Source organism: Affinundibacterium fentianense (assembly GCF_018139545.1).
In the GTDB taxonomy this organism is placed as follows: Bacteria; Pseudomonadota; Gammaproteobacteria; order Burkholderiales; family Burkholderiaceae_D; genus Undibacterium; species Undibacterium fentianense.
On the sequence record NZ_JAGSPJ010000001.1, the window covers coordinates 206188 to 232049 of the forward strand.

The window sequence follows — 25862 nt, forward strand, 5'->3', positions numbered from 1 at the left end:
ATTGTGTTCGAGGAACCTTATCATGTTGGCAGCTATTAAAGATTATAAAGAGTGGCGTAGTTACAAAGTACCAGTTGCTCAGGCAATTCGTCTTACGTGGCAAGGCAAACGGACGACACGAGCTAAATCTTAATCATTCGATTTAATTCCCAACTTACACCGAAAAATCTGAATCGTTACGTCATATCGCCGCGTTTGTCTACGCGGCTTCTTTCTCAGAAATAAATTTTTTCGTGTTATTTTGCAAGTTGTCGCTAACCACCTCTTAATTTGGACGCGTTGTGCGATATGTATGCATTGTATGCGAAAGGATTCCTGCGTACTCCCCCCTTCACTCTTCGAGTCATCCTAGTCTTTCACAACTTGATTGACCAGTAAATTGTATCCTTGTATGCCGTTGATGAAAACATGGAATACAATCAGCTGGAGTTGGATTTTACAGATAAGGCTATGATGAGTCACACATTTGCTATTCAATACGATGATATTGCATCCGCGCATCAGAGGATTGCACAATTTGTTCACGCTACACCTGTTTTGACGTCGAGCTTAGCCGATCAGCAAACGGGTGCCCACCTCTACTTTAAATGTGAAAACTTTCAAGGGTCCGGCGCTTTTAAGTTTCGCGGAGCCTGCAATGCATTGTTGCAACTGACCGACTCACAAAAAGCTCGGGGTGTCGTCACTTTTTCTTCAGGAAATCATGCGCAAGCAATTGCTAAGGCGGCACATTTGTTCCATATTCGTGCTGTAATTGTGATGCCAAATGATGCGCCAGCAATGAAAGTCGCAGCGACTAAAGCTTACGGTGGCGAAGTCATATTTTACGATCGGTACTCTGAGAATCGTGAGGCAATTGGCCAACGTTTGGCAGACGAACAAGGGTTAAGTTTAATCCCTCCTTATGATCATCCCCATGTTATGGCGGGACAAGGGAGTAGCGTAAAAGAACTTATTGATGAAGTGGGAGCGCTCGATTATTTGTTTGTTCCACTCGGTGGAGGAGGGCTACTTTCAGGCTCGGCAGTCGCAGCAAAATACTTGTCGCCGACTTGCAAGGTGATAGGGGTCGAACCAGAAGCAGGCAATGATGGGCAACGTAGCTTCCAATCCGGAAAGATCGTTCATATTGAGACACCAAAAACGATCGCAGATGGCGCCCAGACGCAACATCTTGGACAGCACACTTTCCCAGTTATTCAGACATTTGTTGACGATATTGTGACCGTAAGCGATCAACAGCTTGTTGAAACAATGCGTTTCTTTGCAAGCCGTATGAAAATTGTGGTCGAACCGACCGGTTGTTTGGGCGCAGCTTACGCGATGAGTGGGGAGCTGAACTTAAAGGAACGTAAAGTTGGGGTGCTAGTATCGGGCGGGAATATTGATTTGAATAAGTTCTCACAATTGATGCTTGATGCCTAAGTGCTGCATAAGCGGCGCATAAAATGTAGAAGACTATTTGTTTGAAATAAAAAGCTTGTGTAGTCCAATCGCACTGGGTAGTCTATCGCAACGGCTAGTTTAATTGCTTGGTGCTTGGCCGTAAAGTTGTCGCCCTTTTCCTATTGCTCTTTTCACCTAGTTTAGTAGACGTCGTTCAATCACCTGTTGCCACCTAAAGGATAATAGTCATGCTCAAACTCAACGTTAATGCGCGCGAAAATACGTTTGATCTTAGCCCCGACACACCTGTTTTGTGGGCAATACGTGATGGTTTGGGGCTCAGTGGAACCAAATATGGCTGCGGAGTCGCCCAATGTGGTGCATGTACTGTCCATTTGGATGGGCAACCGATTCGTTCTTGCGTTACTCCGATCTCGGCAGTTTCTGGACGAAAAATTACGACAATCGAGGCTGCGCTCAATGACAAAGTTGGGAAAGCCGTGCTTGCTGCTTGGATTGCCCACGACGTCGCGCAATGCGGCTATTGTCAGAGTGGACAAATAATGAGCGCAACAGCCTTGCTACAGTCGAATAAATCACCGAGCGATGCGGATATTGATGCAGCAATGGCTGGAAATATTTGTCGCTGTGGAACTTATCAACGAATTCGAGCCGCGATCAAGGCTGCCGCAATTTCTTTGGTCTAATGGGAGGTGCACATCATGTATAAGAATTCAAAAGCAATGTCTGTCACAACAGAACTGAATTTGCAAGCTTCTGCCCTTCCTTCCGGTATCGTTAATCGTTTTAAGCGAAGCGATAATGACGGTGATCTCGATATGCCATCACGTCGCAACTTTCTGAAAATAAGCACGGCTGCTGGATTTGCGTTGGGCGTTTTCCCAGTGTTCGCAAACCAAAGTAAATCCGAAAACAAAGCCCTTAAAGCGCATGAACAACCAATAGCTTTTTTACGAATTGCTTCTGACGGCATGGTGACTGTTACGATCAATCGGCTAGAGTTTGGGCAAGGTGTGAATACCGCCCTTCCGATGTTGCTCGCCGAAGAGTTGGATGCAGATTGGTCCAGGGTGAACATGGTGCATGGCAACGCCCATCCGGCTTATGCCGACCCAATGTTTGGCATGCACATCACAGGAGGTTCTGGCTCGATTAAACATTCGTTTCTGCAATACCGTGAACTCGGTGCTCGGGCACGCGCGATGTTCATAGCTGCGGCAGCGAATCGATGGCAAGTCGATCCAACAAGCTTACGCACCGATCGTAGCAAAGTGATCGCTGCGGATGGACGTCTTCTTAGTTATGCAGAGCTGGTGGATGCCGCAATGAAATTAGAGGTGCCGACGCATGTCCAGCTTAAGAAACCAGCTGAATTTCGAATTATTGGACGCCCAATTGGACGTATCAACGCCAGAGACATCGCTATTGGCCAACAACAATATGGTATCGATGTGCGCCTGCCTGGAATGCTGACGGCTGTCATTGCTCATCCTCCTGTATTTGGAGCGAAGTTGACATCATATGATGATAGCGCAGCAAAAAAAATCCAAGGAGTACGTGCTATCTTGAAGATAGCTGTCGATCGAGGTGGTGAAGGATTGGCAATTGTTGCAGACGGCTTTTGGCAAGCGAAGCAAGCGCGCGCCGCACTGCAAATCGAATGGGATTCCTCACACGTTGAAAAAGTAGATAGTAAAAGACAGCTTGAGCAATACCGCAAGTTATCAAAACAAGCGGGTAACCAGCATTTTAAGCAGGAAGACGCGGTGATTGCCAAGTTGGCCAATGCGCCAAAACGTATTCATGCTGAGTACTATTTCCCCTACTTAGCACATGCTCCAATGGAGCCCCTCAATTGTACAGTTCAACTCCATGCGAGCAGGAATCAAGCTGAACTTTGGGTTGGGACCCAAATGCCTGGGATAGAGACAATGGCAGCAGCTCAAGCATTGGGAATCACTGCCGATGCAGTCCAACTTCATGTGCAAATGGCCGGAGGCGGATTTGGTCGACGTGCAGTACCAACTTGTGACTACGTGACAGAATCGTGTCATGTGGCGAAGGCCGCCCAAGCAATTGGTATTCAAGCCCCGATTCGTACTATTTGGAGCCGTGAAGATGATATTCGTGGTGGTTACTATCGGCCCATGCATGTCCATCGAGCCGAGATCGGGTATGACGACAAAGCACAAATTCAAGCATGGGACCATACCATTGTCGGTCAATCAATTGTGGCTGGAACCCCATTTGAAGGCTTTTTGATTAAAGATGGTATCGATAGCACAGCGATTGAAGGAATGCGTGATCCCTACCCTATTCCCATGCGCTTGACGGTGCATCACCCGAAAGTCAATGTGCCCGTATTATGGTGGCGTAGTGTTGGTTCAACCCATACTGCTTATGTCATGGAAACCTTGATTGATGAGATCGCGCGTAGCGTCAAAATTGATCCGGTTGCTTATCGTATGCAGCAGTTTGGTGATAGGCATCCGCGCCATTCAACAGCATTGCAGTTGGCGGTTGAAAAATCGGGTTACAAAAAACGTCGACTACCAAAAGGCCATGCTTGGGGTGTCGCGGTACACGAATCATTTGAGACCGTCGTGGCGTATGTCGTTACAGCATCAGTCAAGGATGGTAAGGCTGTGATGCACACTGCTACCGCTGCTGTGCACTGTAATTTCGCAGTGAATCCCAAGACGATTGAAGCACAAATTCAGGGGGCTGCCTTGATGGGGTTGGGTATGTGCCTTGAGAATGCTGCGATCACCTTGAAAGACGGTGAAGTTCAACAAAATAATTTTGGGGAGTATGCGGTCGCTCGTATGACGGATATGCCACGCATGAGTGTCCATATTGTCCCTTCCGCTGAGCCACCTACTGGTATTGGAGAACCCGGTTTGCCACCGATCGCGCCAGCATTCGCGAATGCGATAGCGCAAATTACTGGGAAAGTGCAGCGTAGTTTGCCATTTGATTTGACGACGTAATTGTGCATTGCATTGTGGGCTCTCGCATTTTGACGATAGCCCACATAGGCTGAGATATTTATGCTCGGGTATTTAAAAGACGACGATCATTTTTATCCAATACGTCGAATATATAAAAATCTTAATCGTCTCGACCAAGTTTTTTATGATGTGCTTGATAAAAGCGCATAAAAAATAGAATAAACAGCCCTGCCGTTCCAATTAAAGCAGCAATTAAAAAATATAGGACTGGGCGTTCGAGCGGTAAGTCGCTACTCATATAGATCTGACCAGGCTTGGTGATAAATTTTCCATCGGCACTGATCATGCCCCCATCCTCGCCCAATTTAGGACCAACTTCTTTTTGCGGGACAATCACTTTGGCGCGAATGGCTTGGCCAGTCGCGACAGGGAATTCATTACTGGCTGCCGCGAGACCTTTTTTACTGCAAATTTCGCTAGAAAATGATTTCTTTCCCTGCGCATCAACACAGATGTATGCCTCTGCATGCACCACATTCGAGCTGATCAAAATAAGCAAAGAAATAATGAGTAATATTCTGGACATAGATACAACGTAATCCGTTTCTGTTTTTGGAGAATTTTTTTCAAGGCAGGACTGCATTCAAACGAATCAAACTGAATGTCATCTGCCGCAAAATGAGAGCAGCGCCGATGTTATCAGAGCAGACGACAATTAGGGAAAAAGTTTCGAATGACGAAACGATGTCATTCCTCGTATCTTTTTAAGCGGTTACTTTCGCAAGAGAAATATTTTTAAAATGCGACAAAATTTAAATTCCCTCATTTTTTCCACCTAGGAGCGGCAGAAAAACAGAGAACTTATAGTATATTTTGCCCACAGCCATTTTTTGATGATAGTTGAACGACCAGCCTCATGCAGATCACCATTTACGATAAAACTGACAAAGGTCGCGAGGAAATTGCGACACGCCAATGGCATTTGGCATCACGAATGCGTTCTTTACTTGTTTTGATTGATGGGAAAAAGACGGACGCTGACATCGTACAGAAAATAAGTGGCTTAGGACTGGATTGGCAAAGCTTGCAGCATTTGCAAGATGATGGATTTATTCAGCGTGTTTCAATCGAGACGCATCAGGTCGATACATTACTTGATACGTCTTCGAATGATCTCGATCTAACAGATGACACTTCAAGAAATCGATCTGAACATCTTGCTTCAAATACCTTGGGTTCAATCGATGCTCTGGCTGAATCGCAAACTATCTTCGAGCCATCTGAAGACGCAGATTCGTCTTGGAATCAAGACATTGATGCTTTACTAGCGCGATTCGATGAAGATAAAACTGAATCTCGTGTCGATATGATGAAGCGATACCTTGCAGAGTTGATCAAGGAAAATTTGGGGCTCAAAGGCTTTTTCTTGCAACGAAAACTACTAAAGGTACAGACTCTCGACGACTTGCACGCCTTTCGCCAAGTTTATGTCGCAGCAATCCTGCATGCAAAAGGTAAGGACAAAGCCATCGAGTTACGTGACCAATTTGATATGCGTGTTTATGTCCGCTTTTCTTTGGATGATCCACAGTTCTTGGAAAACTGAACTTGAAAAACTGAATAACAGGTCCTTTGCGTCCGTTCACAGGAACAAAAAAAACCGAATGTTGGGCTTCAACATTCGGTTTTTTTGTGGCATTCCTTTTCAACTTAAGAAGTGACTAAGTTGACGCTATCACCGCTTTCGTTGTTGGCTTATTCAATTCCTTGGCTAGTCAGATATTCTTCATAAGAACCTCGGAAATCGATGACTTTGCCGTCCTTGACTTCCAATACACGAGTCGCAAGTGAGGACACAAATTCCCTATCATGTGAAACGAAAATCAAAGTGCCTGCGTATTTTTCTAGCGCGATATTTAATGATTCAATTGATTCCATATCCATATGATTGGTCGGCTCATCCATGAGCAGAACATTGTGGCGACCAAGCATCAGTTTGCCATATGTCATTCTACCTTTTTCACCACCGGACAATACTTTAACGGATTTCTTTACATCGTCACCGCTGAAGAGCAAGCGTCCGAGGATGGAACGTACGGCTTGATCATCATCCCCTTCTTGCGTATACATTCCCATCCAGTCGGTCAAAGTCTTGTCGGTCGCAAAGTTCTCAGCTGGATCTTGGGGCATATAGCCGACGTTCGCATTTTCAGCCCATTTTACTGTGCCGCGATCGGCTGTTAATCCGCAAATCGTCTCTCCGCCGATGCAACGCAATAACGTCGTTTTACCCGCACCATTGGCACCAATAATCGCAATTTTTTCACCCGCTTCGACAGTGATATCGACACTGTCAAATAACTTGTGTTCGTACGCCTTGGACAAATGCTGTACTTCGACTGCAAGTCGGTGTAATTTCTTTTCACCATCAAAACGAATGAATGGATTTTGACGACTAGACGGTTTAACGTCTTCAACTTTGATTTTTTCAATTTGTTTGGCACGTGAAGTTGCTTGGCGTGCCTTGGATTTGTTTGCTGAAAAACGGCGAACGAAGTCTTGTAATTCGAGGATCTTATCTTTAGCTTTGGCATTGTTCGCGAGTTGTTGCGCACGAGCTTGCGACGACGCTAACATATATTCATCGTAATTCCCTGGATAGATTTTAAGCGTGCCGTAGTCCATATCTGCCATGTGTGTGCAGACTTGATTCAAAAAGTGACGATCATGCGAGATGATAATCATCGTTGAATTGCGTTGATTCAAAATATCTTCCAACCAGCGAATCGTGTTAATGTCCAAGTTATTGGTTGGCTCATCAAGTAAGAGGATATCAGGGTTCGAAAACAGCGCTTGCGCTAGCAATACACGTAATTTCCAACCTGGAGCAACCGCGTTCATTAATCCTTGATGCTGATCGATAGGAATTCCAACCCCCAACAATAATTCACCCGCGCGCGCTTCTGCGGTATAGCCGTCATACTCTGCAAATTTGGCTTCTAAATCTGCCGCCTTCATATAGTCGTCATCAGTCGCCTCTGGGTTTGCGTAAATGGCATCGCGTTCAGCCATTGCCGCCCACATTTCGGTGTGACCCATCATGACGACATCTAAGACGCGCATGTCTTCATACGCAAATTGATCTTGGCGCAACTTACCTAAGCGCTCATTCTGATCGAGCATGACATTTCCAGAGGACGGGTCTAAATCACCGCCGAGTATTTTCATGAATGTCGATTTGCCGCAGCCATTGGCGCCGATTAAGCCGTAACGATTGCCTTCGCCAAATTTAACTGAGATGTTTTCAAACAGTGGCTTAGGGCCAAACTGCATGGTGATATTTGCTGTTGCTAACACGTTGAAACCTTTTGCGTGAATTTAAATTAACTCACCATTATAGCATCGTGCTAGGAAAGCTTAGATAAAGTACGCACAGATCAACTCGAATAATTAAGGTATCTAACGCACATTTTTAGTGGTGTCTTTATTAATACATTACTCGTATTGATGCGTACATAACTTGATCCACGACCTGATACCTTGATGGTACGGACGTCAACTAGATAGTCCAAGTATTGCCTCGATGCCCAGTCTGGAATTGCCGGATAAGTCTGTCGACTTGGTCCCAAGTCATTTGTTCCGCGTAAAACATGGGCCCGCCACGATATGCAGGGAAACCATAGCCTTTAAGATAAACTAAATCAATGTCAGACGAGCGTGCCGCGATCTTATCGAGCAGTATTTTGCGACCTTCATTGGCTAACGCTAGTACCAACCTTTGCACGATTTCTTCCGCTCCAATTTGTCGCTGAGGGATTCCAAGTGCATTGGCATGTTGCCGTATTATTTCTTCAACGATAATCGAGGGATATGCGGTCCGATCACCCTCATGATAGTCATACCAACCAGCTCGACTTTTTTGGCCAAACCGCCCTTGTTCACACAGAATATCACCCAGTTTTGAGTAAATTAACTGTGGATTGGCAGCAAGTCTGCGTTTCCGAATAGCCCAACTGATGTCATTCCCTGCTAGATCGTTCATGCGAAATGGCCCCATCGCGAATCCAAAAGCCTCCATCGCTTGATCGACTTGCTGCGGTGTGCACCCTTCTTCAAGGAGAAATGCAGCTTGCTTGGTGTATTGCTCCAACATTCGATTGCCGATAAAGCCGTCACAGACACCGGCAATAATGGCAATCTTTCGAATTCTTTTCGCAATCGCAGCACAACTTGCGAGTACTTCGGTCGACGTTTGCTGACCGCGAACAACTTCTAACAACTCCATCCTATTGGCAGGACTAAAAAAATGCAGTCCAACCACGTCATGAGGCCGCTTGGTGAAGCTAGCAATTTGATTGAGGTCAAGTGTCGATGTGTTACTGGCCAAAATCGCCCCCGATTTTACATATCGGTCAAGGTGTTCAAATACTTCGCGTTTAATGGGCATTTCTTCAAATACAGCCTCAATCACTAAATCGGCTTCCGAAATCGCCGTGTAATCTTGCACACCTTGTATTAACCCGATACGGTGTTCACATTCCAATTGGCTTAATTTTCCCTTCTTAAATGAAGCGAGATACGTTTCGCGTATACGATTTAAGCCATTTTCTAGCGAACTTATTTTTGAATCTAAGACTTGAACAGGAATGTTCGCATTGGCAAAACACATTGCAATACCGGTCCCCATCGTTCCAGCGCCGACGACAGCAACCGCTGCAATCGCGCGGACTGTCTCGGTCGAATCTACGCCGGCAATCTTGCTTGCCGCGCGTTCTGCCATAAAAATATGGCGCAAGGCCTTTGACTCTGGACTCGATAAGAGTGTTTGAAATGCAGCGCGTTCTGTTTTCAAGCCTTCTTCAAATGTTTGCTTCAACGCTGCTTCAAGAACGTCTAAGCAGGTGAAAGGCGCTGGGAAAAAGCGGGAAGATTTTTGAAGTTTCGTTCGATATTCAGAAAATAACAGAGGGTTAGTCAGTCCTATGACAGATCTATCCCGAACTCGGGGAACTGGACGTGTAGTTGAGGCAACGATAGCAAAGTTGATCGCTTCACGCAGCAACTGGTCTGGATGTTCTATATACAAGTCGAAAAGTCCAGTCTGAGCGAGTTCACTTGAGGGCAAGGGGTGACCATTCACAATCATGTCAACACATGTATCCATATTCAAAAGACGCGGCAGACGCTGCGTGCCTCCTGCTCCTGGTAATATGCCTAACTTCACCTCGGGAAGTGCAATAAGTGCTCCTTGTGTCGCCACCCGATAGTGGCAAGCCAATGCGAGTTCTAGCCCACCTCCCATACAAACGCCATTAATCGCCGCAATAATTGGTTTTTTATAGGTATCGAGTTGCTCTAATAGGTTAGGCAGAGAAGGTTCTGCAAATGTTTTGTCGGTGCCAAACTCTTTAATGTCAGCACCGCCTGAAAACGCCTTCCCTACCCCCGTTAAAATAACTGCGTGAATGTTGGAGTCGAATTCGACGGTTCTTAAATGCGAGGAGATTTCAGATCGAGTTGCATGCCCTAGGCCGTTGACCGGCGGATTATTGAGGTAGATGATGGCAATGTGATCTTGAACTTCGATTGAAGCGCTCATAATTTGTCTCTTATTTTTTTGTTGATCTGGTTTGACACTAGCCCCTACTTAGCAATCCATCTAAGGTGGTTCGTTGCACAAGTCGAACTCCATTCAGATGATTCTATATTTCAGCTAGGCGAAAGCTTCAGTTTGCCGCCTTATTGTAAATTAAGGATGGACATCTGGATCAAGAAAATTCGCTTCATACGCCCAGCCACGCTTGGCTTATTGCTGGCTGTGCTTGAAAGTCCGACAAATTGCCATTGAAGACGAATTGACCCTGACCCAATACCAAAAACCGATCGGCTAATTGACTTGTGATCTGAAACTTTTGTTCGACTAATAAAATACTGACACCCTTGCTCTTGATCGTTTGTAAAAAGGCTTGTAGCTCTGCAATAATTTGCGGCGCTAAACCTTCGGTGGGTTCATCGACCAATAGTAAATCGGGATTGCCAAGCAAGCCGCGAGCCAAGGCTAACATTTGCTGCTCACCGCCAGAAAGTAGTCCCGCAAATTGATGACGACGCTCCCACAAAATGGGGAAAAATTCAAAAGCATCGTTGATTCTCCATTTGAATCCTAGTCGCTTTTCAATAATTTGTTTTCCGCTGCTGATACCCGCCTTCATACCTAAAATCAAGTTTTGTTCGACCGTAAGCGTGGCAAAAATTTCCCGCGTCTCTGGAATATACGCAATCCCCGCTCGAGCCCGCTTGAAACTAGGTAGTTGATCAATTTGCGTTTGATTGAATGCAATTTGACCATGTGTGCTTACCATTCCCATAATCGCTTTGAGACAAGTGCTACGCCCCGACCCATTCCGCCCCATCAGTGCCAGTGTTTCTCCTGGAAAAATATCGAAATTGAGTCCGCGTAAAACCAAACTATTATTGTATCCAGCATGAAGATTGCGAACAGATAGAAGTGCCTCTTTGTGATTCATTCGTCCCCCTCCAACCTTGCAGCACCATTGCGACTGAGTTTGGCGTGGCTCGAAATTGGACTCAATTCAGTATCCTTCAAAAACAAATCGGGAGAAAGAAAAGCGGATTGAACCCGTGGATCTTTGCGGACTCGTTCGGGCGTGTCCCATGCGATGATTTGACCTTGATCCATCACCGCAATTTGATCGGCAAAGTTAAAAACCATTTGCATATCGTGTTCGATCACCACCAAACTTTTGTCAGGGCCTAGCCAGTTGAGCAAATTGACGACAAGCCTTGTTTCATGCTGACCCATTCCCGCTGTTGGCTCATCGAGTAAGATGTACTGCGCATCACTGGCGATGCACATTCCGATCTCCAGGCAACGTTGTTCCACATAAGTTAAATGGACTGGGTAAACCTGTCTTTTCTCATGCAGCTTCAGTAGGTCCAAGATGTGTTCTGCATTCTCAATGACTTCTTTTCTGCCTGATAGTCGTCGCCAAAACGCATAGCCTTTCCCAGGATTTGTTGCATGCGTTCTTCTGGTGCGCCACATACTTGCACAGCATAGATTGTCGAATACGCTTAAACGCGGAAACAGTTGACTGGTTTGAAAACTTCGGCTCAAACCGAGGCGGCTAATTTGGTGGGCAGATTGTTCAGAAATGTCAATTTGATTCAAATAAATTCGACCTGATTGAAAGGGAATTTTGCCGGAAATGACATTGAATAAACTCGATTTTCCAGCGCCATTCGGGCCAATTAACGCTAACTTTTGACCTGGCGACAGCTCAAAATTAAGATTCTTAAGTATGGCACGACCACCAATTTGAAGACTCAAGTTTTGAATGCTTAACATTGTCGGATCTTTGTCTTGTTTAATCGGATTAATAGCCAGATCCCACACGCTGTGCTAATTGCTCCAAAAGTGGACGCTATGATGAATTTAGACTCGCTGAAAGAACGAAATAGCGTGTCCAAATTGTTCGTCTCTATCGGATGACGCCAACGGTAGCTCAATTCAATTAAACATAGCAGTCCCACAATGCTAAGAGTGAAGGCGCACATTTTAATTGCGAACCTTGTTAAATAGGCCTTGGTATTCTGCGTTGATCTCGCCTCCTCCCATGACGCCAGAGCGTGTTGGCATCTCCGGCCGATGCCAGCAAGCAAGCCCTCTGGCATCAAAATGACTGTGCAGATAAAGAGCAAGCCGAGATAAAACTGCCACGCGGGCGTGATTTCTGAAAGGTAAACTGACATCATGACTGCGAGAATCGCGCCAAAGATTGGTCCCCAAAAAAAATTCACACCACCAATATAGACAAATAATAGGATTGCTGCCGAACGCAAGGGGCTAAAAGCCTCCTCTGTCGCGATCTCAAAATGCAGTGCAGACAGGCCTCCCGCGAGGCCAGCAAAAAAAGAACTTAAACATATCATCAAAAATCGAACTACGCGGGGATCGTAGGATAGAAACGCCAATCGTTCGGGATTATCTCGTGCCGCTTTCGCAAGTAGTCCAAGTGGAGATCGCGTGAGAAAAAACATTGCGCCCGTTGAAAGTAGCGTCCACACCAGGATCAAATAGCTCACTTCTATTGTCGGACCAAAACTCAGGCACCATGATCGAGAGTCGGGTATGAAAAGTGATTGATGGACGCAGGTCACGCCTAGTCCTCGGTCACCACTAATACCCGCTTCTCCGCCAAAGATCTCGGGGAAAACGGGGGCGCCAACAAACAATAATTCTCCGATTGCCATACTCAGCATGGAAAAAGTGAGACCCGATCTTTTGCTCGAAATGAGTGCGACTAATATTCCGAAAGATAAGCCAGCAAGACCTGAAACCAGTGGTAAACCTAGGGCAGTAAAAATACCATAGCTAGGACCAAACCGATTTAGCGTATGTATCGCAGCGAACGCGCCTAGCCCAGAAAAAACAGCGTGGCCAAAGGATAATAAGCCTGTTTGCCCTAGTAGCAGATTAAAAGAAAGCCCTAACACCATAGTGATGCATACTTGCGAAAGGAAATTTAGCGCGGCACTTGATGAAAGAAATATTGGAAACACGACGCTTGCGGCGATCAAACAAATCACAGTTTTAGTCGAACTCCATTTGATTGGCGAGCGAGGCATCGGTTAGAGGTTCCCTAAAAATAGATTGTGCGTTGTGTTGAATGACTCTGTCTGTAAAACCCGTGCGGGCGCCACAGTAGAATCAGTAGCAACAATAAAATGGGCAACATGGGTGCCACATCCGCAACTCGAATCAAAAGTATTCTGGAAGGCGCTTGCGTTTCGCGATTTGTCGAAATGTGTTGGACTAGGTCAAGTAATGATGCGTCCACTGTCACTGCAAAAGTTTGAAAAATTCCGATGCATAGAGAAGCGAAAAAAACACCTTTTAAAGTGCCAATCCCTCCCATAACAATAAGGACAAATGCGATACTGCCCAAGCTGCTGGCCATATTTGGCTCAGTCACCATGAGACAGCCACCAAGAGTTCCCGCCAAACCGGCCAAGCCGCATCCAAAGCCAAAAACCCACATAAAAATTGTTGGAACGTCATACCCAAGCGCAGCCAACATTTGCGGTTGACCTAATGCCGCCTGCATAATTAAACCTAGTTGTGTACGTCGAATAACGATTAACATCGAGAGCAAGATGCCAAGCGCTAGCGCGACAATTAAGCCGCGAAACCAAGTAAATGGACTGTCATAGATTGTAAATAGACTTGCTTGTAAACTCTCTGGAATTCGATAGGGAAGCGCGACTCTTCCCCAGATGAGCTGCACGCACTCGAGAATTAAATAGGAAAGACCGAATGTAAATAGCAATTCCGCCAGTTGTCCTTGAGCGTGTACATGCCTGAGAGCGAAGCGTTCCACAAGGATTCCTAGGGTTGCGGTGAGCAAAGGTGCAAAGACGATACCCCAAGCAAATCCGAAAGTTTGGGTCAAGCTATAACCTAGATATGCACCAAGCATGTAGAAACTGGCATGCGCAAAATTGAGGACGCCAAGAAAACTAAATGTTAGCGTCAATCCAGCGGACAACATAAAAAGCAAGAGTCCATAACTCAGTCCATTGCATAGATTAATGAGAAAGAATTCCACGCGTTTTGTCCTTTGTTTAGCGCTCTAGCAAGCTGAATTAGTTTATGCACTTATTCGTTCGAATTGAATACGAAAGGCAGGTCACAATTAACTCTAGGTTGCAATCTGGATTCAGTTTGGTCTTTGCATTTGACATGTATTCGTTTGATTCGCTGCCTCAGACGTAAATCGCTGTAGTGTTTGCCATCCTAAGCCCGTATCCTCTTGGTCAAATTGAACATCCTTACCATTGACTTTCGCCCAATTCGAAATATACAAAGACAATTGTATTTGGTGATCAGCGCGCCGTATCGTGGCAGGACTGCCAAAAAAATCAATCGTCATATTTTCTAAGGTAAACGCGATACGAACCGGATCAATGGAATCTGTTTGGGCAGGCGCAATCAGTTTAATTGCTTTGCTTAAACTAGCCAACATGACATAAGTAGAGCTAGAAGAAAAATCATCTTTGTACTGTTCTTTATAAGCAGTTGCTAGTGCACTACCTATTTTAGAGGGGTTATTGGGGTGCCAATACCCCACTAATTTTACTTTGTTGAGGCCAGCGTCACCCATCGCGGTAGGCACACCCGAAGAGCTAGCATAGTAAGTATAGAAATTTGCATCGAGCTTATGTTCTCTTGCTGATTTAATCAAAAGAGATAAATCTGCTCCCCAATTTCCAGTGATAACCGTGTCTGCACCGGATGCCTTGATTTTGCTGATGTAAGGTGAGAAATCTTTGACATTTCCGATTGGGTGCAAGTCATCCCCGACGATCTTAATGTCCGGACGTTTGCGAGCCAAGTAAGCTTTCGCTGCACGCGAGACTTGCTGACCATGCGAATAATTTTGACCAAACAAATACACATGTTTAACGGTCTTGTCATTTGCGAGAAAACTCGTCAGCACTTCCATTTTCATATCTGAGTTAGCATCAAACCGAAAATGCCAAAAACTACATTTGCTATTCGTCATTTCAGGATCGATTGAGCCATGATTGAGAAAAATGATTTCTTTCCCAGGATTGCGTTGATTATGTTTGTTTATTGCGTCAATCAATGCGAGTCCGACTGCCGATCCCGTGCCTTGGGTCACGAAGCGATAGCCTTTATCAGCGATCGTTTTAAGTAAGCTGAGACTTTCTTGTACCGCTGCCTTATTGTCAAAAGCGTCGAATACGATTTGATGATGCCCAGCCCAATTTTCTGCGTTGGCACGTTGTGCCAGAAACTTAAATGTATTGAGCGTATTGAGACCGACTGGGGCAAAAGGCCCAGAAAGAGGATCGATGACAGCAATTCGAATTACCTCGGAACGCACGGGAGCGGCGAAGGCAAAGAATATGATCGACATTGCCAACATGGTGCAGCGTAAGTATGGCCTTATCAGAAATGTTGAATTATTCACACGCATGAGACAAGTAAAAAATAGAGAAGTAATATTGACCGCGAAGAATGTTCAGGTCGCAATATGAGGTAGTCTGACTTAATTTTTTTCCGTGAATTCGGCGTTGCGGGTTGTATGGCAACGGAGGAAATTTGATTTCCTGCTTCATTTCTGTCGTCGATCTCAGCAGTTTACAGAGCAAAAGCTTGTTTGCGCTGTAAACCGTCTAAGACCATCCCGCGAACCATTAGCGAGTGCGCGATTTTGCCAGATTTGCAGGTCGAGCAGTGCGCTTTCCTTGTCCTAAATCCCGACTAGGTGCCGTTCCGTTTCGCACACTTTGTCGATTCGGATGATTGTTGTTTGTTCGCAAGCTTCCGCTCGCCCCCCCCTCACGCCCACTAGCGTTGGTCGCGTTACGTACGGTTTGAGTCCGGTCTGAGTTCCGAACAGGGCTCTTTACCCGAACAATCTCGGTGTCTCCACTCGTAATCTCATAGCGGGCGCCAGTATCTTTGCCTAAAACACGTGTCAAGTACGGCATCACTTCGCGGAGAGTGGCTTCCAAGGTCCATGGTGGATTAATAATAAACATTCCGCTACTGTGCAAGCCAAAACCATCCGGTGATGGACCACTAATACTCAGTGTCACGTTTAGCCAGCCATTGACGGGGATGCGTTTTAGGCGTTCTGGCAATTGCTTCGATTCAATGCGAGACAAAACTGGGTACCAGACTGCGTACGTGCCAGTTGGAAATCTCACCAGTGCATCCTCCAAACATGCGCGTACCTTGCGATAATCATCTTTGACTTCATAGGGAGGGTCAATTAGAACCAGACCTCGACGAGAAGGCGGAGGTAAGATCGCTTTGAGGCCTTCGAATCCATCTCCGGCATTAATCATAATGCGTTTGCCACGAACGATCTGACGTTCGCCTTGTTCCGCTTTGTGGGCTTCCAGTTTGCGGAAATTTTCACTTAAAATCTTAATTTCACTGGGATGCAATTCAAATAAACGCAAACGATCTTGCGATCGCATTACTTCATTCGCACAATACGGTGACCCTGGGTAGTAGCGCATTTTACCGCTTGGATTCATCGCTTTGACGAGGTTCAAGTAGGCTTGTAATGCAGCGGGTATGTCTTCCCTATCCCAAAGTGGTCCAATTCCTGTCTCAAATTCTGCATTCTTGGTCGCATAGCCGGTGTCCAATGAATATAAACCTGCACCGGAATGTGTATCAACATAGGTGTATGCTGTTTCTTTTTGTCCGAGATAATTCAGCAACTCAATTAAGACAAAGTGTTTGAGAACGTCAGCATGATTGCCAGCGTGAAAACCATGGCGATAGCTCAGCATAGTGGGAATTCCTGAAAAGATTGACGCTAACTCAGTTCTATTGAGTTAGCATTGGAGGTGCGATATAGAACGAATTTTACTCTGTTTGCGCGCTAAATGCTTGATTTAATGAAGATTTGTTCGGAGCACTTAAGGCAGCGCAATTAATCTCTTGTTCAATACTTATGTTGTTCAAGGGTGTCGACTAAGTGCCATCCACCCTTTTGCCGAAAATGATCAGGTCACGCTCGATGCCATCAAGAGTCGCGACTCTCGGCATATTCGCCCAGATTTGGAAATCGAATGAAGCAAATAAATTCATACTTGGGACGTTGTGACCAAAAATAAAGCCAAGTAGCGTATGGACTTTAATTTGTGGAGCAAACTGTATGGCTTGTTCTAATAAGTACCGCCCTAGGCCTTGGCGGCGCGTCGACTCATGAAGGTAGATCGATAGCTCTGCCGTTCCTGAATACGCAGGGCGTCCATAGAAATTGGAAAACGAAAGCCATCCGAGAATTTTTCCATTCTCACCCTCCACCACCCATAGTGGTCGTGTTTCAGGTGCATGATCGTGAAACCAGTTTAATCGGGATTCCACTGAAATTTCCTCGGTATCTGCAGTCACCATTCTCGACGCAATCGTCGAGTTATAAATCGCGACAATTTGCTCAAGGTCATCGAGGCGTGCAATACGGTGGGAAAAGTTGTAAACGGCTGGACGAGACATAATGGAATAAACTTAAATTTCAATAAAAGAAAAGCGCTGAACATAAACCGAGTTGTCAGCGCTTATTGAGATCAACAATACGAAACTACAGTGTGTGGGTTGCTCGCGAGGAGCGGATGGTAGCCCCGAGCACTTCTTCAACACGAGTTTTGACACGTATACCACTTTCGTCTTGTGGGAAATGAACCCCAATTCCTTGTGACTTGTTGTTCCCTGCTCCCGCTGGTGTGACCCAGGCGACTTTTCCAGCGATAGGATATTTACTCGGATCATCTAGTAAAGTCAGAATGACATAAATTTCTTCGCCAAGTTTGTAGGATTTGTTGGTCGGAACAAAAATGCCGCCATTTTTTAAAAACGGCATGTAGGCAGAAAATAATGCTGATTTCTCTTTGATTGCTAGAGAGAGCACGGATGGTCTGCTCGGCGATGGCATATTGAGGGGAATGCCAGGATCTTGTGGTAACTCAGCCATAATAGTGTCCTATTGGTACAACGTTTGATGCGTCGCGTTTCGCTTAGATTGAATTAAACGCAGAAGAATATTCTAACAGCATATCCTCCAAAAATAGTTTTCCTGATAATGGGTGACTAGCAATTGCTTGCCTATCCTGAACATTTTTAATCAATTGCATCAATTTATCCACATCGATACGACCTGCCAATTGAGCAATCGGGGTTTGCTGTTGCGGAAAATAACGAATTTGGCCCGTTTGCTTGAAAGAGAATACATCATACAGCCAGCGTTGCATCCAAGATACGGTGCGCGGCATATCCAGCTTTTGCATTTTGTCCGCTATTTTCAGACTGCTATCTATGTCTGGTTTTGCCAGCATTCGCAACAACTCATCGAGTTCTTTGAGATCCTCTGATTGAGCCAATGTTTGTGCGAGCAATGGCGCGCCTCCTTGCTGTGCAAGATACACTTCCGCATCTTTGACCCCTTGTGCTTGTAGCCATTGCAAGCTTTGGATTTTGCTCGGCATGCTCAATGCAATTTTGTGACATCGCGATAAGATCGTTGGCAAGAGCCGATCAATTTTATGTGCCACCAAAATAAATACGGTGTTTGGATTGGGCTCCTCTAGTGACTTCAGTAAGGCATTTGCTGCTGGCACATTCAACGCTTCAGCGGGATACATCACAACAACTCGTGTACCTTGGCGATGGGTCGAGATGTTCATGAAATTAGCCAATGCACGTATTTGGTCGATCACAATTTCTTTCGAAGGCGCCTTAGTCGATTTACTTGCTTTCTTTTCTGAGTTTTCGGAGTTCTCTTCGGCTTCCGAATTGGCTGTATCTTCCTCGTCCAAAAGCCCAGGGCGCACACGTCGATAATCAGGATGACTATACTGGTCGAACCAATTGCAAGATAGGCACTTGGCACAAGCGTGACCATCTTGAGAAGGCGATTCACATAAAAGTGATTTGGCTAAATGCTCTGCAAAATGTGCTTTGCCGATACCTTCGGGCCCGAACAACAAAAACGCATGCGGCATCCGAGCGCGCATTGCCATAATGTTTTGCCACGAATCCTGTTGCCAGGCAAATAGAGGATTGCTCATGATGATAGATTTAGCGTTTTGATGGACTTGTCGAAGGAGTCTCGACAAAAAACGAGTCGATAATCTCGCGAAGTTCCGTTTGGATTGCTTCGATACTGCGAGTTGAATCAATCAATCGGAAGCGCTGCGGAAATTCGCGTGCCCTCCTTAAATACTCGTTTCGTGTCGCATTAAAAAATTCACTCTTTTCTTGTTCGAACTTATCCAAGGTTCGTGTGGCATCGAGACGTGCTCGAGCAACATCAATTGGAACATCGAATAGCAGCGTTAAGTCAGGTTGCAAGTTTGGATGAACCCACTGCTCAAGTTGATTCAGTTTATTGATCGACAGTTTTCGCCCGCCCCCTTGGTACGCAAAGCTCGCATCAGTAAAACGGTCTGAAATCACCCAATTGCCAGCATCCAACGCTGGTTGTATGACTTGCGCAATATGCTCGCGACGCGAGGCAAACATTAACAATGCCTCCGTTTCTAGGTGCATACTTTCTTGCAGTAAGAGCTTTCGCAAGGTCTCCCCAAGTGGCGTACCTCCAGGCTCTCTCGTCGCCACGGGCTTGATGCCGCGTTGCTCCAAAAGATTTTGCACAAAGCCGATATGAGTGGACTTTCCGGCACCATCGATACCTTCAAATGTAATAAAAATGCCAGTTTGCCGTTTTGCTTGATTCATATTTTTGCTCGGGTAGTGTCATTGTTCGAGTTAATCGAAACGATAGTAAGTTCTTATTTTTGAAGAGGCTACTTTGCCCCAATTATCCTTATCGTTGGTATTTATTGACTGCACGATTATGTTCGTTCAAATTCTCTGAAAATTGACTGGTTCCATTCCCTCGCGCGACAAAATAGTAAGCATTGCTTGGTTCTGGATTGAGTGCCGCTTTAATGGCATCTTTACCCGGCAGCGCAATCGGCGTAGGAGGCAATCCAGCGCGGGTATACGTATTGTATGCCGTGTCCGTCGTCAGATCGCGCTTGCGGATGTTTCCTTGAAATTTATCACCCATTCCGTAGATGACGGTGGGGTCGGTTTGCAAAAGCATCCCGGCCCGCAAACGATTCACAAACACACTTGCAATCATCCCACGCTCTGCTGCTTGACCAGTTTCTTTTTCGATAATGGACGCCATAATTAGGGCTTGATAGACATCTTTGTAAGGCAATCCTTGTAAGCGTTTACCCCATTCTTCGTTCAATTGGTTAAGCATCGCTTGATGTGCTTGCTGATACACTTGAACATCACTGCTATTTTTGGCGAAGAGATACGTATCGGGGAAAAATAGTCCTTCGGGATGGGTATAGTGCGACCCAATTCGTTGCAATAATTCGGTATCACTGAGTCCAATTGTATCGTGTCGAATGGACGGATGGGCGTCGATTGCGGCACGCATTTGTTTGAAATTCCAGCCCTCGATAATACTCAGATTGGTCAAACTGAATTTTCCATCGACGATTTTCTTTAATATTTGCGCGGGTGTTTCTTGTGAAATCGCTTCGAAAGAACCTGCTTTGAGGCTGGTCGCCTTTCCGCTCACACGCGCTAAGATTTCGAATAAATACGGATGTAGCGGAACGCCGGCGTCTACCAATTGTCGCGCGGCGCTTCGGATGTTGCTCCCGGGTTTAATAGTAAATTCTGTCGCCTTATCAAGCGTGATCGGTGTGTCGCTCCAAGTTTTAAAAGTCCAAATGCCGATGCCGCCGACAATCAACACGAAAAGAACAAGGAAAAGAAGAATTTTTTTTAGAAAAGCCATATCAACAAGAAGATCAATTTACTGCGATAATCACGAAAAATTGTCGCCATTGTAAAGCGAAGCATTCCGCATTGGCAGAAAAACTGGAAAAATGGGTTAAACATGCAGACGAATTTGCGTTTTTTGGACAACGTCAAGATTTTGGACGTGGCAGACATCGATCCAAGTCGATTGAGCGAAGGCTATATTTGTGAATTAAATGATTTAAGTCTCGTCGCAGCGAGTGGCGAAGACGCTGCGACTTTTCTACACAGTCAATTGAGTAACGATGTTGCGCATATTAATGAAGCGCAATCGCGCTATGCTGCGTATTGCTCTCCGAAAGGGAGAATGTTGGCCAGTTTACTCTACTGGAAGAAAGGTAACGATATCCTTATGCAGTGCTCAGCGAGTTTGCAGCCAGCGTTTCAAAAGCGGCTCCAAATGTTCGTTATGCGCGCTAAAGTGAAATTGGAAGATATCAGTGCACAATATGTTCAGGTCGGTCTAAGTGGGCGCCAAGCTGAGGAATTCTTGATCGAGCAGTTTGCAAGTCTGCCGCAAGAAATTAATCAAACAATCAGCGCGGAAGCAGGAACATTGATACGACTTCATGATGCCTTTGACCTGAAAAGGTATCAATGGATAGTTCGGCGTGAACGATTTCAGGAAGTAGGCAAAGCGGTGTCGACGCGGATGATGTGTGTCAGCAATCAGGTATGGCGACTTGGAAATATTTTGGCTGGCGTGCCGCAGGTAATTGAATCAAGCAAAGAACAATTTGTCCCGCAAATGATCAATTTTGAATTGATAGGCGGAGTGAACTTTAAAAAGGGCTGCTATCCTGGACAAGAAATTGTCGCGCGGAGTCAATATCTAGGTAAACTCAAACGTCGGATGGCGATCGCCAAGATTATGGCAGACGAGGTCAACACTGGGATGGAGGTCTATTCGGACAACGATCCAAGTCAGCCATGCGGAATGATTGTCAATGCTGAGCGAGACTTTGATGGCAGTTTTTCTTGTCTTGTCGAAATTAAGCTAGTTGACCAAGAGGAAGGCAAAGTTCACTTGCATAGTGCAACTGGTAGCGTGTTACATTTCTTGCCACTACCTTATGCGTATCTCGATATTACAGAGTAACGAACAGACTGGAGTGTAGAATGGATTGCTATATATACTACAAAGCACCCGAAGCATCATCTCGTCAGGTACAAGTTTGTGTGCAGCGTCTGTTTCGCTATTTGCTTGATCATCATGCTGTGATGAATAATGCGCCATTACAAATGCCGATATTGCAACGACGCCCAGAATCCGAACATGGTGTACAGACGTGGATGGAAGTGTACCGAAATATCCCGGAAAATTTCGCGCACTTGGCGCAAGACGCAGCGATTGCCAGCGGCATTATTGAATTCTTGGTCGGCGATCGCCGACTTGAATATTTTATCGATGCCGACGGTAACTAAACATGGCTTAGTCTCGCTACTCTTAGCATCATTTTATTAATCTTCAACTTAATTGAATTGCTGCGCTCATCGCGTTTTCCGGATGCCAATTCAATTTGCATAATAAACTACATGTGAGTGTAAAAGACACTCGCCCAACTCCCTACTTATGATTAGAGATTTCTATAACAACAGTGTCGAACAAGAATGGACCAGATTAGATAATCGTTGGCTCGAATTTGAAACCAGCTACTTTTATATCAAAAATCACCTGACTCCCGAATCGAATATTTTGGATATTGGTGGTGGGCCGGGGAAATATGCTTTTCGCCTCGCCGCTGAGGGGCATAAAGTCTTTCTGGGAGACCTGTCAGAGAATAGTATTGCTTTTGCAAACGACTATCAAATAAAAACAGGAATTCAGTTGGCCGGCACGCAACAACTGGATGTTTGCGATCTCCGCACTTTCGAAGAAAATACATTTGATACGGTGATTTGTTTTGGCCCTTTCTACCATATTCAAGATGAAGCGCAACGTGAGCTGGCTTTAAAGGAATTGCATCGGGTCACAAAACCAGGCGGCACAATTTTGGTAGCATTTATTACGCACTATGCACCAATCTATGATTTTGTGAAGGGAAAACCAGAAGCAATTCTAAGTAAAAAAGAGCAAATGAAATATTGGTATAGCACTGGTACCTATAATCCAACCCAGAACAACAAGGGTTTTCCCACTGCTTTTTTTGCGCGGCCTCAGGATGTGCCAAGTTTCTTTTCGAATGAGCTATTCAATCCACTCTATATGTTTGGTTGCGAAGGCATACTCAATCAAAGTGAGCAGCACTTATTGGCTCAACCGGAGCAAATTAGAAATGCATGGTTTCAACTCAGCTTAGAATTTGCTAAAACAGCGATCAGCATCAATAGCTCTGAGCATATTGTGTTTGTCGTCAAGAAGCGTTGATGTCGACACTTGACGTTGTGAAAATGATAAAGCGGAGGAGAGAAGCTCTCCTCCGCTTTGATTGAATCAAACAATCTTTGGATCGTCAATTAACTGAGTTCTTCTAGCCGAAGTTTAGTCACAGTTCCTGTTACTGATGCCAAAGCCTCAATTCTCGCGATTGCCGCGTCGATATTTTTTTCTTGCGTTTGATGGGTCAGCATAATGATATCTGTGCGCGATTCACCTTCTGCAGGTTCCTTTTGTAGCATTGCATCGATAGAGATAGAAAATTCGGCCAAAATCTTGGTGACATCTGCCAACACACCAGGCTTGTCTTCAACGCGCATGCGTAAGTAATAGCTGGTAAAAACTTCAGACATTGGCAAGACATTCACATCGCTCAGTGCATTTGGTTGAAAGGCCAAATAGGGCACGCGATGTTCGGGGTCCGCGCTGGCCAATCGGGTGATGTCCACCACGTCAGCAATGACTGATGATGCGGTTGGCTCCGAACCAGCACCTTTTCCATAATAGAGCGTCGCGCCCACTGCATCACCTTGTACCAATACTGCGTTCATCGCTCCTTCCACGTTGGCAATTAAACGTTTTTCTGGAATCAAAGTGGGATGTACACGCAGCTCGATACCCGCTTCGTTTCGTTTTGTAATACCGAGCAATTTAATCCGATAACCGAGTTGCTCCGCATATTCGATATCGGTTGCTTCTAACTTGGTGATACCTTCAATATAGGCTTTGTCAAATTGCGTTGGAATCCCGAACGCGATTGAGGCCATGATCGTCAACTTATGTGCAGCGTCGATTCCTTCAATATCAAAGGTCGGATCAGCTTCAGCGTAACCAAGTGCTTGCGCTTGCTTTAACGCAGTTGCAAAATCGAGACCTTTATCGCGCATTTCGGATAAGATGAAATTGGTCGTTCCATTGATAATGCCAGCAATCCATTGGATGCGATTCGCTGTTAAACCTTCGCGTAAGGCTTTAATGATTGGAATGCCGCCCGCCACCGCTGCCTCGAATGCCACCATGACGCCTTTGTCTTGTGCCGCTTTAAAGACTTCATTTCCGTGTTTTGCAATTAATGCCTTATTCGCAGTGACGACGTGTTTGCCGTTGGCGATTGCTTTAAGCACTAAATCTTTAGCAATTTCATTCCCACCAATGAGTTCAACCACGATGTCAATTTCTGGGTGATCAACCACCAAGTTGCCATCGCTGACGATCTCAACTTCGCCCTTGACGATGTCTTTTGCGCGCTCGGTATTGCGCACTGCCACCATCGTAATTTCAATCGCACGGCCAGCACGACGCATAATTTCTTCTTGATTGCGCTTGAGAACGTTGAAGGTGCCAGAGCCGACTGTGCCTAATCCTAATAGGCCTACTTTGATGGGTTTCATAGATATCTAATTTAATTGAAAAAAGTTTACAAATTACTTATTAAGCTGTTTGACTGCAAATTCACCAGTACCATGGCGGCGGCGATAACCTTCAAGGAAACGCGCTATCCGTCCTATTGCATCGGTCAAATCGTCCGAGTTTGGTAGAAAAACCACGCGGAAGTGATCCGGTGCGATCCAATTAAAGCCAGTGCCCTGCACTAATAAAACACGTTGTTCGACTAACAGATCCTGAATGAAGGCTTGATCATCTTCAATGGGATATATCGTTGGATCGAGCTTAGGAAACATATACAGTGCTGCTTTCGGTTTCACGCATGAGACTCCGGGTATCGCAGTTAATAGCTTGTGTGCCAAGTCACGTTGTTTACGTAGTCGGCCACCTGGTCCAACTAGATCCTTGATGCTTTGGTAGCCACCTAACGCCGTTTGGATAGCAAATTGACCTGGAGCATTGGAGCACAAGCGCATCGACGCCAGCATATTTAAGCCTTCGATGTAATCTTTGGCATGTCTCTTTTCGCCTGAAATAACCAACCAACCAGCGCGATAACCGCAAGCGCGATAATTTTTCGATATACCATTTAAGGTTAGAAACAAGACATCATCCGCGAGCGAAGCGATGGATGTATGCTCTGCTTCATCGTACAAAGTTTTGTCGTATATTTCATCAGCAAACACAATGAGTTGTTTTTCACGGGCGATGTTGACGATTTGCTGCAATACGGAAACGGGATATAAAGCGCCAGTCGGATTATTCGGATTGATGACCACAATCGCTTTCGTATTTGGCGTAATTTTGTTTTTAATATCCTCTATATCGGGCATCCAGTCCGCACTTTCATCGCAGATGTAATGAACTGGCTTCCCGCCTGAAAGACTCACGGCGGCAGTCCATAAAGGATAGTCAGGCGCTGGCACTAGTACTTCGTCTGCGGGATTTAATAATGCATTCATCCCCATCACAATGAGTTCGGATGCGCCATTTCCGATGTAGATGTCTTCCATCGTAACGCCCTGAATCTTCTTCTCTTGGGTGTAATGCATAATTGCTTTACGCGGCGCGAACATGCCTTTTGAGTCCGTATAGCCCGCAGCACTTTGCATATTCAAAATCATATCCTGGACGATTTCATCCGGTGGTCCGAAGTTAAACACCGCGAGATTGCCGATGTTCAATTTAATGATTTTTTGACCCTCCTCTTCCATCTGCTTGGCTTTTTCCAAGACAGGGCCGCGAATGTCATAGCAAACGTCTGCAAGTTTTTGTGATTTCTGAATGGGGCGCACGAGACTGCTTTCAAAAAGGGAAATATAAAATGCTG

The 25862-nt window shown here is 45.4% G+C and carries 22 protein-coding genes and 1 pseudogene; 7 read left to right on the top strand and 16 right to left on the bottom strand.

Translation table 11 applies throughout. The features are described 5' to 3' along the window. Positions 1-450 precede the first annotated feature (450 nt). From KDM90_RS00885 to KDM90_RS00895, 3 genes are all read left to right on the top strand, one after another. Positions 451-1425: a threo-3-hydroxy-L-aspartate ammonia-lyase gene (locus KDM90_RS00885; RefSeq protein WP_438947418.1), complete on the top strand. Its 975-nt coding sequence runs from the start codon at positions 451-453 to the stop codon at positions 1423-1425. A gap of 209 nt (positions 1426-1634) precedes the next feature. Continuing rightward, positions 1635-2093: a (2Fe-2S)-binding protein gene (locus KDM90_RS00890; protein ID WP_212673733.1), complete on the top strand. Its 459-nt coding sequence runs from the start codon at positions 1635-1637 to the stop codon at positions 2091-2093. 132 nt (positions 2094-2225) lie between these two features. Further along, positions 2226-4397 (top strand): xanthine dehydrogenase family protein molybdopterin-binding subunit, encoded by a 2172-nt coding sequence (locus KDM90_RS00895; RefSeq protein WP_230409590.1) that lies wholly within the window; start codon positions 2226-2228, stop codon positions 4395-4397. Positions 4398-4518: 121 nt separating this feature from the next. Here the strand turns inward: KDM90_RS00895 and KDM90_RS00900 are convergent, their stop codons facing one another. Continuing rightward, positions 4519-4944, bottom strand: coding sequence for a DUF4124 domain-containing protein (locus KDM90_RS00900; protein WP_212673734.1), 426 nt, complete (start codon positions 4942-4944; stop codon positions 4519-4521). 330 nt (positions 4945-5274) lie between these two features. Between KDM90_RS00900 and KDM90_RS00905 the strand changes: the two genes are divergently transcribed. Then, positions 5275-5964 (top strand): hypothetical protein, encoded by a 690-nt coding sequence (locus tag KDM90_RS00905; protein ID WP_212673735.1) that lies wholly within the window; start codon positions 5275-5277, stop codon positions 5962-5964. Between the two features lie 149 nt (positions 5965-6113). On the opposite strand, the gene KDM90_RS00910 is transcribed toward KDM90_RS00905, so the two are convergent. The 13 genes and pseudogenes from KDM90_RS00910 to mltG form a co-directional block, all read right to left on the bottom strand. Further along, entirely contained in the window at positions 6114-7715 is a 1602-nt protein-coding gene (locus KDM90_RS00910) for an ABC-F family ATPase (RefSeq protein ID WP_212673736.1), read from the bottom strand. A gap of 202 nt (positions 7716-7917) precedes the next feature. Further along, a complete protein-coding gene (locus KDM90_RS00915) occupies positions 7918-9957 on the bottom strand; it encodes a 3-hydroxyacyl-CoA dehydrogenase NAD-binding domain-containing protein (protein WP_212673737.1) in 2040 nt (679 codons plus the stop codon). 184 nt (positions 9958-10141) lie between these two features. After that, complete coding sequence (locus tag KDM90_RS00920; protein WP_212673738.1) at positions 10142-10885, bottom strand: ABC transporter ATP-binding protein; 744 nt, start codon at positions 10883-10885, stop codon at positions 10142-10144. Continuing rightward, entirely contained in the window at positions 10882-11727 is an 846-nt protein-coding gene (locus KDM90_RS00925) for an ABC transporter ATP-binding protein (protein ID WP_212673739.1), read from the bottom strand. The genes KDM90_RS00920 and KDM90_RS00925 overlap by 4 nt, the downstream gene beginning before the upstream one ends. Then, a complete protein-coding gene (locus KDM90_RS00930) occupies positions 11721-13007 on the bottom strand; it encodes a branched-chain amino acid ABC transporter permease (protein WP_268977723.1) in 1287 nt (428 codons plus the stop codon). The genes KDM90_RS00925 and KDM90_RS00930 overlap by 7 nt, the downstream gene beginning before the upstream one ends. A 14-nt stretch (positions 13008-13021) precedes the next feature. Next, positions 13022-13987 carry a branched-chain amino acid ABC transporter permease gene (locus tag KDM90_RS00935; protein ID WP_212673741.1) on the bottom strand — a complete coding sequence of 322 codons (966 nt, stop codon included), beginning with the start codon at positions 13985-13987 and terminating at the stop codon, positions 13022-13024. A gap of 111 nt (positions 13988-14098) precedes the next feature. Further along, positions 14099-15322 (bottom strand): branched-chain amino acid ABC transporter substrate-binding protein, encoded by a 1224-nt coding sequence (locus KDM90_RS00940; RefSeq protein ID WP_230409536.1) that lies wholly within the window; start codon positions 15320-15322, stop codon positions 14099-14101. A gap of 511 nt (positions 15323-15833) precedes the next feature. Then, positions 15834-16715, bottom strand: a pseudogene (locus KDM90_RS00945) (23S rRNA (adenine(2030)-N(6))-methyltransferase RlmJ); the annotation flags it as partial. A 184-nt stretch (positions 16716-16899) separates the two neighbouring features. Continuing rightward, positions 16900-17424 (bottom strand): GNAT family N-acetyltransferase, encoded by a 525-nt coding sequence (locus KDM90_RS00950; RefSeq protein ID WP_212673743.1) that lies wholly within the window; start codon positions 17422-17424, stop codon positions 16900-16902. 85 nt (positions 17425-17509) lie between these two features. Further along, positions 17510-17899: a PilZ domain-containing protein gene (locus KDM90_RS00955; RefSeq protein WP_230408689.1), complete on the bottom strand. Its 390-nt coding sequence runs from the start codon at positions 17897-17899 to the stop codon at positions 17510-17512. Between the two features lie 43 nt (positions 17900-17942). After that, positions 17943-18992 (bottom strand): DNA polymerase III subunit delta', encoded by a 1050-nt coding sequence (gene holB, locus KDM90_RS00960; RefSeq protein ID WP_212673744.1) that lies wholly within the window; start codon positions 18990-18992, stop codon positions 17943-17945. Positions 18993-19002: 10 nt separating this feature from the next. Next, positions 19003-19662 (bottom strand): dTMP kinase, encoded by a 660-nt coding sequence (tmk, locus tag KDM90_RS00965; RefSeq protein ID WP_212673745.1) that lies wholly within the window; start codon positions 19660-19662, stop codon positions 19003-19005. Between the two features lie 88 nt (positions 19663-19750). Then, complete coding sequence (gene mltG / locus KDM90_RS00970) at positions 19751-20746, bottom strand: endolytic transglycosylase MltG (RefSeq protein WP_212673746.1); 996 nt, start codon at positions 20744-20746, stop codon at positions 19751-19753. Positions 20747-20848: 102 nt separating this feature from the next. Here mltG and ygfZ point away from each other — a divergent pair, with 102 nt between their 5' ends. The 3 genes from ygfZ (at position 20849) to KDM90_RS00985 (ending at position 23137) form a co-directional block, all read left to right on the top strand. Beyond that, positions 20849-21868, top strand: coding sequence for a CAF17-like 4Fe-4S cluster assembly/insertion protein YgfZ (gene ygfZ / locus KDM90_RS00975; RefSeq protein WP_212673747.1), 1020 nt, complete (start codon positions 20849-20851; stop codon positions 21866-21868). A gap of 20 nt (positions 21869-21888) precedes the next feature. Next, positions 21889-22194 carry a DUF4936 family protein gene (locus KDM90_RS00980; RefSeq protein WP_212673748.1) on the top strand — a complete coding sequence of 102 codons (306 nt, stop codon included), beginning with the start codon at positions 21889-21891 and terminating at the stop codon, positions 22192-22194. Between the two features lie 148 nt (positions 22195-22342). Continuing rightward, positions 22343-23137, top strand: a complete 795-nt coding sequence (locus tag KDM90_RS00985) for a class I SAM-dependent methyltransferase (protein WP_212673749.1) — start codon at positions 22343-22345, stop codon at positions 23135-23137. Between the two features lie 89 nt (positions 23138-23226). Here KDM90_RS00985 and KDM90_RS00990 read toward each other — a convergent pair whose 3' ends face one another. Continuing rightward, a complete protein-coding gene (locus tag KDM90_RS00990) occupies positions 23227-24537 on the bottom strand; it encodes a homoserine dehydrogenase (RefSeq protein ID WP_212673750.1) in 1311 nt (436 codons plus the stop codon). A gap of 33 nt (positions 24538-24570) precedes the next feature. Then, the gene (locus KDM90_RS00995) at positions 24571-25827 is read right to left on the bottom strand and encodes a pyridoxal phosphate-dependent aminotransferase (protein ID WP_212673751.1); all 1257 of its coding nucleotides are present in this window, start codon (positions 25825-25827) and stop codon (positions 24571-24573) included. Between the last annotated feature and the right edge of the window lie 35 nt (positions 25828-25862).

What these genes read in the sequence shown, in the direction of transcription:
- KDM90_RS00885 (WP_438947418.1), top strand. Translation starts at nt 451, where the DNA reads ATGATGAGTCACACATTTGCTATTCAATACGATGATATTGCATCCGCG.
- KDM90_RS00890 (WP_212673733.1), top strand. Translation starts at nt 1,635, where the DNA reads ATGCTCAAACTCAACGTTAATGCGCGCGAAAATACGTTTGATCTTAGC.
- KDM90_RS00895 (WP_230409590.1), top strand. Translation starts at nt 2,226, where the DNA reads ATGCCATCACGTCGCAACTTTCTGAAAATAAGCACGGCTGCTGGATTT.
- KDM90_RS00900 (WP_212673734.1), bottom strand. Translation starts at nt 4,944, where the DNA reads ATGTCCAGAATATTACTCATTATTTCTTTGCTTATTTTGATCAGCTCG.
- KDM90_RS00905 (WP_212673735.1), top strand. Translation starts at nt 5,275, where the DNA reads ATGCAGATCACCATTTACGATAAAACTGACAAAGGTCGCGAGGAAATT.
- KDM90_RS00915 (WP_212673737.1), bottom strand. Translation starts at nt 9,957, where the DNA reads ATGAGCGCTTCAATCGAAGTTCAAGATCACATTGCCATCATCTACCTC.
- KDM90_RS00920 (WP_212673738.1), bottom strand. Translation starts at nt 10,885, where the DNA reads ATGAATCACAAAGAGGCACTTCTATCTGTTCGCAATCTTCATGCTGGA.
- KDM90_RS00925 (WP_212673739.1), bottom strand. Translation starts at nt 11,727, where the DNA reads ATGTTAAGCATTCAAAACTTGAGTCTTCAAATTGGTGGTCGTGCCATA.
- KDM90_RS00930 (WP_268977723.1), bottom strand. Translation starts at nt 13,007, where the DNA reads ATGCCTCGCTCGCCAATCAAATGGAGTTCGACTAAAACTGTGATTTGT.
- KDM90_RS00940 (WP_230409536.1), bottom strand. Translation starts at nt 15,322, where the DNA reads ATGTCGATCATATTCTTTGCCTTCGCCGCTCCCGTGCGTTCCGAGGTA.
- KDM90_RS00950 (WP_212673743.1), bottom strand. Translation starts at nt 17,424, where the DNA reads ATGTCTCGTCCAGCCGTTTACAACTTTTCCCACCGTATTGCACGCCTC.
- KDM90_RS00955 (WP_230408689.1), bottom strand. Translation starts at nt 17,899, where the DNA reads ATGGCTGAGTTACCACAAGATCCTGGCATTCCCCTCAATATGCCATCG.
- holB (WP_212673744.1), bottom strand. Translation starts at nt 18,992, where the DNA reads ATGAGCAATCCTCTATTTGCCTGGCAACAGGATTCGTGGCAAAACATT.
- tmk (WP_212673745.1), bottom strand. Translation starts at nt 19,662, where the DNA reads ATGAATCAAGCAAAACGGCAAACTGGCATTTTTATTACATTTGAAGGT.
- mltG (WP_212673746.1), bottom strand. Translation starts at nt 20,746, where the DNA reads ATGGCTTTTCTAAAAAAAATTCTTCTTTTCCTTGTTCTTTTCGTGTTG.
- ygfZ (WP_212673747.1), top strand. Translation starts at nt 20,849, where the DNA reads ATGCAGACGAATTTGCGTTTTTTGGACAACGTCAAGATTTTGGACGTG.
- KDM90_RS00980 (WP_212673748.1), top strand. Translation starts at nt 21,889, where the DNA reads ATGGATTGCTATATATACTACAAAGCACCCGAAGCATCATCTCGTCAG.
- KDM90_RS00985 (WP_212673749.1), top strand. Translation starts at nt 22,343, where the DNA reads ATGATTAGAGATTTCTATAACAACAGTGTCGAACAAGAATGGACCAGA.
- KDM90_RS00990 (WP_212673750.1), bottom strand. Translation starts at nt 24,537, where the DNA reads ATGAAACCCATCAAAGTAGGCCTATTAGGATTAGGCACAGTCGGCTCT.